The 12,651-nt window shown below is 35.1% G+C and carries 14 protein-coding genes and 2 tRNA genes; 12 read left to right on the top strand and 4 right to left on the bottom strand.

All coding sequences use genetic code 11. The annotated features are described in order from the left end of the window. The first annotated feature begins 47 nt into the window (after positions 1–47). The 9 genes from ABYK18_RS07810 to ABYK18_RS07850 all read left to right on the top strand — a co-directional run bounded on the left by ABYK18_RS07810 (position 48) and on the right by ABYK18_RS07850 (position 5,825). Positions 48–551, top strand: a complete 504-nt coding sequence (locus tag ABYK18_RS07810) for an LPP20 family lipoprotein (protein WP_373036103.1) — start codon at positions 48–50, stop codon at positions 549–551. Continuing rightward, positions 500–913: a hypothetical protein gene (locus ABYK18_RS07815; RefSeq protein WP_373036104.1), complete on the top strand. Its 414-nt coding sequence runs from the start codon at positions 500–502 to the stop codon at positions 911–913. Before ABYK18_RS07810 ends, ABYK18_RS07815 begins: the two co-directional genes overlap by 52 nt. 11 nt (positions 914–924) lie before the next feature. After that, positions 925–2,067, top strand: a complete 1,143-nt coding sequence (locus ABYK18_RS07820) for a sigma-54-dependent transcriptional regulator (protein WP_373036105.1) — start codon at positions 925–927, stop codon at positions 2,065–2,067. A gap of 12 nt (positions 2,068–2,079) precedes the next feature. After that, complete coding sequence (locus ABYK18_RS07825; RefSeq protein ID WP_373036106.1) at positions 2,080–3,114, top strand: aspartate-semialdehyde dehydrogenase; 1,035 nt, start codon at positions 2,080–2,082, stop codon at positions 3,112–3,114. Further along, entirely contained in the window at positions 3,114–3,629 is a 516-nt protein-coding gene (locus ABYK18_RS07830) for a YqhA family protein (protein ID WP_373036107.1), read from the top strand. The genes ABYK18_RS07825 and ABYK18_RS07830 overlap by 1 nt, the downstream gene beginning before the upstream one ends. Then, complete coding sequence (gene hemE, locus ABYK18_RS07835) at positions 3,629–4,660, top strand: uroporphyrinogen decarboxylase (RefSeq protein WP_373036108.1); 1,032 nt, start codon at positions 3,629–3,631, stop codon at positions 4,658–4,660. The genes ABYK18_RS07830 and hemE overlap by 1 nt, the downstream gene beginning before the upstream one ends. Further along, on the top strand, positions 4,661–5,593 hold the full coding sequence (locus ABYK18_RS07840; RefSeq protein ID WP_373036109.1) for a radical SAM protein: 933 nt from the start codon (positions 4,661–4,663) through the stop codon (positions 5,591–5,593). Between the two features lie 56 nt (positions 5,594–5,649). Continuing rightward, positions 5,650–5,724, top strand: a tRNA-Asn gene (locus ABYK18_RS07845). Positions 5,725–5,750: 26 nt separating this feature from the next. Next, positions 5,751–5,825 (top strand) — tRNA-Asn (locus tag ABYK18_RS07850). A 37-nt stretch (positions 5,826–5,862) separates the two neighbouring features. Here ABYK18_RS07850 and ABYK18_RS07855 read toward each other — a convergent pair. After that, positions 5,863–7,104 carry an EAL and HDOD domain-containing protein gene (locus ABYK18_RS07855; RefSeq protein ID WP_373036110.1) on the bottom strand — a complete coding sequence of 414 codons (1,242 nt, stop codon included), beginning with the start codon at positions 7,102–7,104 and terminating at the stop codon, positions 5,863–5,865. A gap of 106 nt (positions 7,105–7,210) precedes the next feature. After that, a complete protein-coding gene (locus ABYK18_RS07860) occupies positions 7,211–7,813 on the bottom strand; it encodes a pentapeptide repeat-containing protein (RefSeq protein ID WP_373036111.1) in 603 nt (200 codons plus the stop codon). 98 nt (positions 7,814–7,911) lie between these two features. Here ABYK18_RS07860 and ABYK18_RS07865 point away from each other — a divergent pair, with 98 nt between their 5' ends. Next, positions 7,912–8,265, top strand: a complete 354-nt coding sequence (locus ABYK18_RS07865) for a hypothetical protein (RefSeq protein ID WP_373036112.1) — start codon at positions 7,912–7,914, stop codon at positions 8,263–8,265. An 18-nt stretch (positions 8,266–8,283) separates the two neighbouring features. On the opposite strand, the gene ABYK18_RS07870 is transcribed toward ABYK18_RS07865, so the two are convergent. After that, on the bottom strand, positions 8,284–9,666 hold the full coding sequence (locus ABYK18_RS07870) for a deoxyribodipyrimidine photo-lyase (RefSeq protein WP_373036113.1): 1,383 nt from the start codon (positions 9,664–9,666) through the stop codon (positions 8,284–8,286). 262 nt (positions 9,667–9,928) lie between these two features. On the opposite strand from ABYK18_RS07870, the gene ABYK18_RS07875 reads away from it, so the two are divergent. Both ABYK18_RS07875 and ABYK18_RS07880 read left to right on the top strand, forming a co-directional pair. Continuing rightward, a complete protein-coding gene (locus ABYK18_RS07875; protein WP_373036114.1) occupies positions 9,929–10,627 on the top strand; it encodes a transglutaminase-like cysteine peptidase in 699 nt (232 codons plus the stop codon). A gap of 63 nt (positions 10,628–10,690) precedes the next feature. Next, on the top strand, positions 10,691–10,846 hold the full coding sequence (locus ABYK18_RS07880) for a hypothetical protein (protein WP_373036115.1): 156 nt from the start codon (positions 10,691–10,693) through the stop codon (positions 10,844–10,846). Here ABYK18_RS07880 and ABYK18_RS07885 read toward each other — a convergent pair. Then, the gene (locus ABYK18_RS07885) at positions 10,843–12,606 is read right to left on the bottom strand and encodes a GGDEF domain-containing protein (RefSeq protein WP_373036116.1); all 1,764 of its coding nucleotides are present in this window, start codon (positions 12,604–12,606) and stop codon (positions 10,843–10,845) included. The two genes, ABYK18_RS07880 and ABYK18_RS07885, sit on opposite strands and share 4 nt — an antisense overlap. Positions 12,607–12,651 lie beyond the last annotated feature (45 nt).

Here is a 12,651-nt window from a genome sequence, read left to right on the forward strand (position 1 = left end):
ATTAAATTAATGGCACATTTTTTAGTGCCTAATAAAAGGGATACACCATGAAATATTCTCTGCTTTTAGCAACACTTTTAAGTGCTTCTGCATTAGTAGCCGGAACACCTCAAGAAATAAACTCTCTAGAAACTCAAATATCTTCAGTTGAAGAAAAGCTTGCTTCTATGGAATCAGATATGGCTGATATGAAAGCAACAAAAAAATCGGCTGAGCAAGAAGAACAAGTTCTAAAAGAGAATTCAAATGTTCTTATAAGCGTTACAGGGCAAGGCGTAGCACCGATGAACACAACTTCTCCTGCTCAAGCTTACGCACTTGCAAAAAGAGCTGCTACGGCAGATGCTTACAGACTTATTGCTGAGAAAGTTAAAGGTGTTCGTATTGATGGTCAAGACCTAATCAAAAACATGATGGTTAAAAGATCAACTATTCGTACATCAGTAAAAGCAATGATTAGAAATTCAAATATTGTTGAGACTACTTTTAAAGAGGGTCTATGCGAAGTAGAGATGGAAATTGTTCTCTCACACGCGCAATTTGCTCAATAATCCTTCTTAGCTCTTTAGCATCTGCGGATGCCAAAGAGTTTCTTATCTCGTATCGTTATGTGGTCAAAGATGCCACACTCTATAATGAAACTCTTTATATCTCAGACTCCATGAAAAAATGCACCGGAAAACCTCAAGAAGCACTTATACTTACGAGTTACGGCGATGAAGATTTAAAACAGACCATCTCAAAAAACTCTCAGGAATTTATAGACTACATTCACAAACTCGGGCTTCATGTTCAACATAAAGAGCGTACAACAAATTACAAAAACACATCTACGACTATCCTCACACTTAAGACTACATGCTTCAAAGTCGATTTTAATGAAAATTTCGCTAGAATTGCACCTTTAAAATAAGGGCTGATTTCGTGAAAATTGCAATAGTTGAAGACGATATAAATATGCGTAAATCTCTTGAAATCGCTATGAGCGATTATAAAGAGTTTGAAATCATCACATTCAAAAATGCAGTAGATGCTCTTAAAAAACTAGATGCTACATTTGACCTTATTATTACAGATATCAATATGCCAAAAATGGACGGTATAGAGTTTGTCAAAGAGTTAAACGGCAAGTATGAAGTGATTATCATGACAGGTAATGCAACGCTCTCCCGTGCTATAGAATCTATTCAGCTTGGAGTGAAAGACTTTTTACTGAAGCCTTTTGACGTAGACACTCTGGTTGAAGCTATAAAAAGAGAAGACAAAATACAAAAAGTACAAAAGTCTGCTCCTAAAACCAAAAACGATTCGAGCGGTTTTTTAGGAACATCTAAAGCACTTGAGTCTGTTATAAACATTGCCGATAAAGCTTGTAAGACAGATGCAAGTATTTTGTTACTTGGTCAAAGCGGTGTAGGAAAAGAAGTATTTGCTTCTTACATACACAAGAATTCACCTAGAGCGAAAAAACCTTTTGTGGCTATAAATATGGCGGCGATTCCCGAGAATCTGATTGAGAGTGAACTATTTGGTTTTGAAAAAGGTGCTTTTACGGATGCACAAGAAGCAAAAGCGGGACAGTTTGAACTTGCTAACGGCGGGACACTTTTTCTAGATGAGATAGGAGAGATGCCTTACGCTGTTCAGGCAAAACTGCTTCGTGCTCTGCAAGAGAAAGAAGTAAGACGTCTCGGCTCTTCCAAAAGCATAAAAATAGATATACGTGTTATCTCCGCGACAAACGCAAACTTAACAGACAAGATAAAAGACGGAGAGTTTAGAGAAGATTTATATTACCGCCTAAACACTATACCTCTTAGCATCCCGCCTTTAAAAGAGAGAAAAGATGAGATACTGCAAATTGCAGATGCTATGATTGATATCAACTGTAAAAAGTACGGCTTTGATGTTAAAACATTCAGCCATGATGCTCAAGAACAGCTTTTATCTTACAGTTGGCCTGGCAATATTCGAGAGCTTATCTCAGTTGTTGAGAGAGCAGTTATTCTTAGCGAAGGTCAAGAGATAACGGCAGATGAACTTTTTTTACAAAATAAAATACAATAAATAGGAGAAAATATGTCTAGAAAATATAATGTAGCAGTAGTTGGAGCAAACGGAGCAGTTGGTGAAGAAATTTTAACAATTTTACAAGAGATAGATTTTCCGATAAACAAATTAGTTCCAATGGCTAGTTCAAGAAGTGCCGGAAACACTGTTGAGTTTAATGGCAGAGAAGTAGTTATAAAAGAACTTACTAATGATATTTTTAAAGATGAAGAGATAGAGATAGCACTTTTCTCAGCAGGCGGAAGTGTTAGTGCCGAGTTTGCTCCGGATGCGGTAAAAGCAGGTGCGGTCGTTATTGACAACACTTCTCACTTTAGAATGGATGCAAACGTCCCTCTGGTTGTTCCTGAAGTAAACCCTGAAGATATTGCAAAGTGGAAAGACACGGGAATCATCGCTAACCCAAACTGTTCTACTATTCAAATGGTTCAAGCACTTAAACCACTCGATGAAGCATATAATTTGATTAGAGTAGATGCTAGTACGTATCAAGCGACTTCGGGCGGTGGAAAAACTGCTATGGAAGAGTTAGTAACTCAGATGCAGGACTTCTTTGCGTTTAAACTAAGTGACTCTGAGCATAAAGCTTTTCCTCATCAAATAGCTCTGAATGTTATTCCTCAAATAGACGTATTCATGGATAATGGTTACACTAAAGAAGAGATGAAAATGGTTAATGAGACTACTAAGATCATGCACAAAGAGATTCCTTTAAGTGCTACTTGTGTCCGTGTTCCTACACTTCGCGGTCATGCAGAAGCATTGACACTGACATTTGCTTGTGATGTGGATGCAAACGAAGCTAGAGAAGTTCTTGAAAAAGCTCCAAACATCGTAATAGTTGATGACCCTTCTGATAATCTTTATCCAATGCCTGCAACTTGTGTGGATATGAACGAAACTTTTGTAGGTCGCATCAGAAATGACAACTTTGCAAAAAACATGATTCATATGTTTATAGTTGCAGATAACCTAAGAGTAGGTGCTGCTACAAATGCTGTTCGCATCGCTCAAAAATGGGTAGAAATGGAAGGAGGAGAATAATGATAGAAAGAATGTTCGAAGGCTCTTTATGGAGTTCAAGATTTATAATTATACTTGCAGTAATCTTTGGTCTTATAGGTGCTGTCGTTCTTTTTATTGTAGCTTCATTTGATATATATGATACTGCAAAGTTTGTAATTACAACATATATAAACCATGCTCATCCTGCAAATTTTCATGAAGATGTAGTGGGTGGAATCATAGGAGCAGTTGACCTTTACCTTATCGGTGTCGTTATGCTTCTTTTTTCATTCGGTCTTTACGAGCTTTTCATCTCGGATATAGATGTTGCTAAATGTGAAGAAGGAAATGAAAATAAGATTTTAACTATTCATTCACTTGACCAGCTTAAAGATAAAATCTCAAAAGTTATCGTAATGGTACTTGTTGTAGGATTTTTTCAAAAAGTTGGTCATACACAATACAATGGCGCGCTAGATATGCTATACTTCGCGCTATCTATAACTGCAGTAGCGGTTGGTTTATATTTTTTAGGGAAAGTAGGAAAACATTAATGAGTAAAATATTTGTAGATGCATGTCTAGGTAAAGAGACTCCGTACACTCCGGTTTGGATGATGAGACAAGCGGGTCGTTATTTACCTGAGTACATGGAAGTTCGCGCACAGGCAGGAAACTTTTTAAACCTTTGTCATGATCCAAAAAAAGCTTGTGAAGTAACACTTCAACCGGTTGATATCGTGGGCGTAGATGCTGCTATTTTATTTAGTGACATCTTAGTCATCCCTGATGAGATGGGAATGGACTTGGAGTTCATCAAAGGTTTCGGACCGAAGTTCAACGACCCTATCAAAACCAATGCCGACATAGACAGACTTATCGGCGGTGAAGAGGCTGCATCTAAACTTACTTATGTTTATGAGACTATTGAGCTAATCAAAAAAGAGCTTGCAGATGACAAAGCTCTAATCGGTTTTACGGGTGCTCCGTGGACACTTGCTACGTACATGATAGAAGGCGAAGGCACAAAGACTTACAACATTTGTAAAAAGATGATGTACTCAAACCCTGCACTTCTACACAAGATACTTGCAAAAGTAACAGAAGTCGTAAAATTTTATATGGAAAAACAAATCCAAGCGGGCATCGATGTTGTTCAAATCTTTGACTCATGGGCTGCTGCTATTGAACCGTCAAAGTATGACGAGTTCTCATGGAAATACATGGTAGAGATTGCAGACTACTTAAAAGCAAAATATCCTCATATCCCAATCATCATGTTCCCTAAAGGTATCCCTGCATTTTTAGACAAGGTTTACGGAAACTTTGAGGTGTTTGGTGTTGACTGGTCAACTCCTATGGCACTTGCAAAAGAGAAACTTGGAGACAAGTATGTTCTTCAAGGAAACATGGAACCGTGTCGTCTTTACTCAAAAGAGATGACAACTGAATGTGTTGAGTCTCTTCAGAAGACTATGGGAACTAAACGCCACATCTTTAACCTTGGTCACGGAATCCTTCCTGATGTACCTGTAGAAAATGCTATACACTTCGTAAAAGAGTGTCAAAGAGTTAGTAAGAAATAAATGCAAACAATTTTCGGTCCTATAAACTCAAGAAGATTCGGTTCTTCTCTGGGTGTCGACCTCTCCCCTGCCCTTAAACAATGTAACTTCGACTGTCTTTACTGCGAACTTGCCCCGACGGCCACCGTAGATGCACAGTCAAACACCGTAACAGTAGAACAAATCATAAACGACTTGAGGGAACATCTAAGTGATAAAATAGATGTCATAACGCTGACTGCAAACGGAGAGCCTACTCTATACCCGCATCTGAGCGAACTCATTGATGAGATAGACAAGATAAAAAACAAGACTGAGACTCTCATACTTACAAACAGTGCTACGCTTGTAGATGATAAGATATTTAACACACTTCTCAAACTGGACCAGGTAAAACTATCTCTAGATGCCATAAGCGATGATGTCTTTAAAAGAATAGACAGACCGCATGCAAATATAAAAGTAGATGAAGTCGTAAAAAAGGTGCAGGAGTTTAGTAAAGTCTATAAAGGCAAGCTCTTTATAGAGATACTTTTTGTTCATGGACTAAACGACACAAAAGAAGAGATAGCAAAACTTAATGAAGCTCTTTTAGACATAAATGCATCCCGTGTAGATTTAGGCACCATAGATAGACCTCCGGCATACCCTGTAGTTGGAATCAGCTATAAAGAGCTACATGAGGCCTCTTTAATGTTTGACAGCTCTATACCCATCCATATAGCCTCTAGAGTTCATGCAGAGCCAAACAACTCTTTATACAGCGAAGAAGATATACTCAACACTCTGGATAAAAGACCACTGACAATGGACGACATAAACCTGCTTTTTGATGAAACAAGCAAAAATAGATTAAATAAGCTCATAAATGAGCAAAAAGTGGTAAAAAAAGCAGTAGGAAATCTAGAGTTTTTGCTACCAGATGCCAATGTCAAAAGAAAACGCAAAAAGTAGCCTAAAAAGCTTGACTTTTGCACATCTGTTAAGTATAATTTCGGCTCAATAAATAATCCGGATTAGCTCAGCGGTAGAGTAGGTGACTGTTAATCACTTGGTCACTGGTTCGAATCCAGTATCCGGAGCCATTTATCGAAACTTCTTATCAACATATTCCGGATTAGCTCAGCGGTAGAGTAGGTGACTGTTAATCACTTGGTCACTGGTTCGAATCCAGTATCCGGAGCCATTACTTTTTAAGCAATCAAAAAAGAAACAGATATAACTTAAGTATTTTCAATATCATCAAACGGGTTTATTTCGTTAATTTTTTCTATATTCACTCCACTATCTTCAATCGCACTAATTAATTCTGTAGTTTTGATCTTTTCAAAATTATCTAGCATAACTTTTTTTAAGAATTTTTTTTCTGCTTCTTCCGCTTTCCTTAAACTAGTAGCAAAAATACCTTTTTTATTAACAATTAGAGATGTAATGTCTGGATCCATATTTATATGTTGTATCAGCTCTTTTGTATCAGTATCAAAAATAGAACTTAACATAGAAAACATCCCAGCAAGATAAGCTTTTTCTTTATTGTCCCTACTTGCTTCATGTTCCATTCTCTGAGCTCTTTTTACGGCTAGTTCTAGCATTGTATGTGAAGTGGGATTTTTAGAAACTTCAGAATATAGATAGACCATTAACCATCTTAATAGTTTGTCTCGTCCCATTAAGGTAATCACTTGTGTTATCGATTCTACTTTTATATTTAAACTTTTAGAGTTATTAAAAAATTGAACAAGTCTGTAAGATAAGTCTGCTTGTTGTTTTATAAAATACTCTAATTTCTCAGTAGTGTCATTTTCTTTTAAGATTTTTATTAATTGTAATACAACATATTGTGCAGGTTCTTTTGTCCCAACTATTTCTATTAGTTCAGGTTTGTCTAAATAGTAACCTTGGAAAAAATGAAAACCCATCTCTACAGTTTTTTTATAATCTTCTTTTGTTTCAATATTTTGAGCTAAAAGTTTGATTCTAGTGTCTTTAAATTTCTTAACAACTTTTTGTAAATTTTCTGGTTCAGATGAGGTAATATCCATTTTAATAATATCTATAAAATTGAATAAAACACTAAATTTTTTAATCATCTCGGCACTTGAGTCAAATCCTTCAATAGAAATTTTAAAACCTCTTTTCTTGTATTGAATTATCTTATTCATAACTTTTTTATTGAGGTCGATGGTATCTAGTATATTTATAATAAATCTATCTTTATCTAAAACATCCAAAATGTTTTTTAATAAACTAGTTTCATCTACGCTAATAAAAGCTAAGCCTCTTTGGTGTAACAATTTATTTAACTCTTGATTCGAAAGTGAGCTGATGATTAACTGGGCAGTTTCTTTAGCATTGTTAGATAAACCTATTTCTTGATTTGTACTATCATGAAATAAAAGCTCTGTAGCATATACATTTCGTTTAATATCAAATATTTTTTGTTTCGAAATATTAATTATATTCATTCGTATATCCTTAATGTAATATATGATTATAGCATTCTCCATTCAATTTAAGATGGAAAATGCACACTGTTCTTTGATTTAACGATTTATTTTGTTTTATTTACAACTATACTAATGTGATTTCCATTATTTCAAGTAAGAATAGTGCCTCATATCGGTCGAAGGTTGCTTTCTTGAGATGGTTTCTTCGTATGTCTATGTAGGTATTTTGTGCATCTCTAAAGTTAGCATACTCCAAGTTAGTATTTTCAAATAGTGCTCCCTTAAAATCCGTACCAGAAAAATCAGCTCTTTTCAGTGAAGCTTCTCTAAAGTCTACTTCTTTCGCACGGCACTCTTTCATGACCAGATCTTCTAGTTCTAAACCATAAAAGTTACTGTCATTTAAGATGGACTCTACAAAGCGTAAAGGCTCAGCACTAAGCAAACTTTTGTAGTCACACATCGTCCAGTCAATCCCAACCATTTTACACGATACAAAAGTAACATCGCTCATTTTAGTGCCTGTTAGTTTCACAAGACTCAGGTTACAGTTTTCAAAGCGGCACTCAATAAACCTACATGACAAAAAGAAAGTTTCACTAAAGTCGCAAGACACAAATGTGCATGCTTCAAACTCTGCTCTTTTAATCTTTGAGCCATGAAGAGTGATGCCTTTAAAATCCTCTGCAAAACAGTCTAACCCATCAACAATACTTACTACCGCCATTTCTGTCCTTTTATACTTATGATGAGATTATAACCTTATAGAAGTGGATATTCAACCTTGTAGGTGTAAAATAACGGCTACTATTTAAAAGGCTCAGAATGAAATACATCATTGACATGATAGATGATATACGAGAAAATGTACAAAACTCAAAAGACTACACTCTTTTAGCAATGCTCATAAAAGAAGATGAAGAAAAAAATTTTCAAAATGCAGGTCAGAAGGTCATAACATCTATACACGTAGACGATGAAGCTCAAAAGTTACTCTTAGGCTTTTTAGATGGAAATGCAACTACAAAAGAGCTTCTGGAGTGTGTAAACTCTTTAGATATGAAAGCTATGATGTACGAAGTAGTGGTTAAGATCTCAGATGAACATCCACTGATGCCTGTTGTTGGGTTTGGAGAAAACAACGAACAAAGAGCGTACACTTTTTTTGTGATGACATAAAGGATAGTGGAGTCTCCCCTATAAAGTAGACATTCCAGGGTGTATTTGTTTTGTTTTAAATATCTCAACAGCCTTTTTTGCAGCTTCTTTATGTGATACTATTGGCTTAGGATATCCTTGTATATTTGTGCTAAAGAGATACTCTTCATTATGTATGTTTTTTGATTCTACATGTAAAAGCTCTGGAACATATTTTTTTATATAAATCGCGTCCTTGTCGAACTTTTTACTTTGCAGATATGGATTAAATACTCTAAAGTATGGCTGTGGATCTACTCCTGTTCCTGCACTCCATTGCCACGAAAGCACATTGCTTGCTTTGTCATAATCCAGCAGATGCTTTGCAAAAAACCTCTCACCCCACTGCCATGGCAAAAGCAGGTCTTTAGTAAAAAATGAAGCTATTATCATACGTACCCGGTTATGAATATTTCCAGTTTGAATCAGTTCACGGACTCCTGCATCAATAATCGGAACACCCGTTTTGGCACTACAAAAAAGCTCATATGTTTCATTGTTTTTGATTCCATTAAAGCTGTACTTGTAGTTTTGATATTCTACATTTGGAAAATGAAATAAAAGATACGCATAAAAGTCTCTAAATATAAGTTGACGAATAAAAGGTTCAACATCATTTTTCTTTAATGATAAAACAAAACGTAGTACTTCTCTTATGCCTATTGTTCCAAACCTTATATCCACACTTAGATTTGAACTCGCATCTTTACTAAAGTAATCTCTTTTCTCTTTGTAATCATTTATCTTATCTTTGAATACTTCCAATTTATGATGAGGATCAACTATCTTTAACTCGGCATGCTCAAATCCTATATTTTCTATCTCAATAGCAACTTTTGTAACATTCATAGCCTCATCGACTTTTGTAATCCCATCATAATCGGTTTTTATTAAAGTATTTTTTGCTCGTTGATATTCTTGAATATTTTTAGATTTCAAAAGAACCGTTGCTTTTTTGTAAAACGGGGTAAATACAAGGTATGGACTACCGTCATCTTTTAAAACTTCATCAGGTTTAAAAATGTAAGTATCTTCAAGATAATGAAAAGTCAGCTTATGTGAGATATGTAAATCTCTCTCTTTTGCATAACTGTCATAGTCTGCTGATGCAATAACCTCATCAAAGCTATTCTCTTTTAAAATATATTCAAAAACACTCTCTGGTCTACCATAATAAAGTTTTAAATCTAGTCCATGTGCCAAGAACTCTTGTTTGAGTTTTTTTACATAATGAAATATATATGACACTCTTTTATCATCTCGCTCCAGAGTCTTCAGTATGTTAGTGTCAAAGATAAAGATTGGTAAAACATTACCACTTAATGACAATAAAGGGTTGTCTTTTACGCGTAAATCGCGTCTAAACCAAAGAATACGTTTCATTTAATATCTTCTATTTTCATCAATACAGTTTAATACTTGTATCACGAGGATGCCTGAAATCACTTGGATGCTTAGTCTTATAAAATAATCCGTAAATTATACCGGTAACTATTATTGCCAGCAGTAAGTACTTAAGAACTCTTTTCAACTCTTAACTCCAAAGTAAGACTTTTTACAACTCAATCTTACCAAAGAAAACTTCATAAGATGTTTTATAATAAAAACTATATATACTTAGTAAAATGCTTGGAAGGTTTAGCAGATGAGATATATGCCGTTATTGTTGTTATTCATTTTGATTTTGGCAGGCTGTTCGCAGCAGAAGGTTGAAGAGAAAAAACCTGTGCCGCTCGAAAAACCTATCCCTGGCATCATTCCTGAGTCCATCATGGCAAAAGCCGAAAAAAAGTACGGTGTATATGCCCGTAAAAGATATGAAGCATATAACACAAAACTGCGTGAACTGCAACACAGTTCAAGTGAAATAAAACTTGAAGAAATCAATAGGTTTTTCAACAAAGTACCTTATGTAGAAGATACGGTAGTATGGGGTCAAAAAGATTACTGGGCTACACCTTTGGAGTTCTTGGGTAAAGACAAAGGAGACTGTGAAGATTTTGTCATAGCAAAATATTTCTCTCTTCGAGACCTTGGAGTAGAGAGTAAAAAGCTTTTTTTCTCTTATGTGAAATCTATACACCTTAACAGACCGCATATGGTTCTAAGTTATTTTGAGACACCCTATTCCATTCCGCTCATTCTCGACAGCATAAACTTTAAGATTTTTCCTGCTGATAAAAGAGAAGATCTGATACCTGTTTACAACTTTAACGGAGAGACTCTATATCACGCTATAAAAAAAGGGCAAAACGGACGAAAAGTCACAGATGCCAAAAGCAATGAAAAAGCTCATAAAATGTGGGACAAACTACTTAACGATATTAAAGCAAATAAATTATGACACTTTATAAATAACCAATATTGTTCGATATATAGTTCAACTCTATAGATAAAAGGATTTATCATGTTTGTATATATCGATGACAGAAAAGACGAAGAGTTAGAAGATGATTACGGTTATGATTATGGTTGTGAAGAAGAGTATGACTATGACTACGACTCACAAAAGACCTCCTACGACTATGTAGAGAGTGATGAGAGCTATTTAGGCGATTATTAGCCTATTACTTTAGCTTCTCTCTCTTTAATCTCATGAACCATGACTCTGTTGCGTCCGTTTCTTTTTGCTCTATATAGAGCTTTGTCTGCGGCATTAGTTAAATGGTAGTGACTGTATCCGTGCAATGGATAAGCAGCTATACCAAGACTTATAGTCACCGGGTGAATATTTGGTAGTTCATGCTCGCTCCACTCTACGCTCTCAACAGATTCACGCACTCTCTCACCAACTTCAAAAGCAAGATCAGTGTCGCTGTATGGAAGAACTACTATGAACTCTTCTCCGCCATACCTTGCAACCGTATCCCCTTCTCTTACTGATGTCTCTATAGTTCTTGCAACGATTTGTAAGACTTTATCACCCACTTTATGTCCATACTCATCATTAAATCGCTTAAAATTGTCAATGTCAATCATAAATACGCTCAAAGGAGATTCTTTACTTTTAGATATATTAAGTACCCCGTAAAGATACTCTGTAATATAACGTCTATTGTATATATTTGTCAGAGGGTCTGTTAAGGCTTGGTTTTTGTAGGCATTGAGCAAGTTGATATTGCTAATAGTTAAAGAGGTAAGATCTATGTATGATTTTAAATAACTCTCTAAAAATCTAATCTTTGATTCTTTTGAGCCATCTATATCTGAGTTGTTATGCAATTTATTATTATCAACTATAAACTTGATTACACCTGTCTGTTTCCCGCTAGACATCATCGGTTTACATATTATTGTGTCGTCATCTGCACGTGCACATCCTGTACAAGCAGACTTTTTTGATTCATCTAGCAAAACTCTGTTGCCCGTTCTATATGCCAGACACTCCATTGGGTTTGAGAGTAACTCTTCAGAATAATCTTCTTCTTCATTTCCAACAGTTACCGTTAATGGTTCAAAACGATTTAAACTATGGTTTATTTCAAGCAGAGTTAACTTTTTTACAAAGAAGTCATCTTCAACAGCGGCAAAAAGATTGTTTACGAGTTGGTTTTTATCGCTCTCTGCAACCGTCATTTTTAAAAATTCGTCAAAATGTATCTTATAACAAGACCACTTTTGAAGCATTCCAAAAGTGTTTTCTATTCTGCTTTTTAGTCCTTTTGGAAGCATAATATTTTCAATGGATTTCATATTTTTACAGTCTGTGTAAGATGCAAGAATACCGTTAATAAATTCGCGCAGGTTTGAGTCAAAAAGGTTTTTTAGAGGTTTGTCTATTTTTACTCTGGTGTAATAAACAATAAAGCCTATATAACTAAGCACACAAAACAAAACCCATATTGAAATATAAAAATTTTCATTAAATATAGAGCTTGAAAGGGAAGCTGTCGTAAATCCGGATAATACAAAAATTGATTCGGGTACTTTTATCTCTGCAAGCATAAAGACATTGCCTTTTTCTTCATAAAACTGAGTGTATCCATGACTATCAAAAGTATGTTTTTCAAACGAAAGATTTTTAGGAAGATTGTTTTGAGAAATCAAGTTTCCGTTAGCATCCAAGAATGCAAAGAAAAGAGGTACATCGTTAGAAGAAATATGTTTGTTTGTTATCTCGTTTAAAACTTTATTGTTTATCTCTTTTTTTTCATTAAGCTTCTCGTTTATCTGCTCTACTCTGCTGGTTACATACTCTTTCATATCCTGTTCTACATGAGCTTTTTTATTATTGTACATAAGTGAATAATTAAAAGCTAAACTACTTATAGCTATTAAGACAACGAGGATAGAGATTAAAAAATTAAGACGGGTTGTAATCATTAAAGAGACCTTGGATTGCTGTTTTTGTGATATTTAAAATATAAT

This window comes from Sulfurimonas sp. (assembly GCF_041563495.1).
In the GTDB taxonomy this organism is placed as follows: Bacteria; Campylobacterota; Campylobacteria; order Campylobacterales; family Sulfurimonadaceae; genus Sulfurimonas.

Coding starts and splice junctions, on each gene's coding strand:
- ABYK18_RS07810 (WP_373036103.1), top strand. CDS start 48: ATGAAATATTCTCTGCTTTTAGCAACACTTTTAAGTGCTTCTGCATTA.
- ABYK18_RS07815 (WP_373036104.1), top strand. CDS start 500: ATGCGAAGTAGAGATGGAAATTGTTCTCTCACACGCGCAATTTGCTCA.
- ABYK18_RS07825 (WP_373036106.1), top strand. CDS start 2,080: ATGTCTAGAAAATATAATGTAGCAGTAGTTGGAGCAAACGGAGCAGTT.
- ABYK18_RS07830 (WP_373036107.1), top strand. CDS start 3,114: ATGATAGAAAGAATGTTCGAAGGCTCTTTATGGAGTTCAAGATTTATA.
- hemE (WP_373036108.1), top strand. CDS start 3,629: ATGAGTAAAATATTTGTAGATGCATGTCTAGGTAAAGAGACTCCGTAC.
- ABYK18_RS07840 (WP_373036109.1), top strand. CDS start 4,661: ATGCAAACAATTTTCGGTCCTATAAACTCAAGAAGATTCGGTTCTTCT.
- ABYK18_RS07855 (WP_373036110.1), bottom strand. CDS start 7,104: ATGAATATAATTAATATTTCGAAACAAAAAATATTTGATATTAAACGA.
- ABYK18_RS07860 (WP_373036111.1), bottom strand. CDS start 7,813: ATGGCGGTAGTAAGTATTGTTGATGGGTTAGACTGTTTTGCAGAGGAT.
- ABYK18_RS07865 (WP_373036112.1), top strand. CDS start 7,912: ATGAAATACATCATTGACATGATAGATGATATACGAGAAAATGTACAA.
- ABYK18_RS07870 (WP_373036113.1), bottom strand. CDS start 9,666: ATGAAACGTATTCTTTGGTTTAGACGCGATTTACGCGTAAAAGACAAC.
- ABYK18_RS07875 (WP_373036114.1), top strand. CDS start 9,929: ATGAGATATATGCCGTTATTGTTGTTATTCATTTTGATTTTGGCAGGC.
- ABYK18_RS07880 (WP_373036115.1), top strand. CDS start 10,691: ATGTTTGTATATATCGATGACAGAAAAGACGAAGAGTTAGAAGATGAT.
- ABYK18_RS07885 (WP_373036116.1), bottom strand. CDS start 12,606: ATGATTACAACCCGTCTTAATTTTTTAATCTCTATCCTCGTTGTCTTA.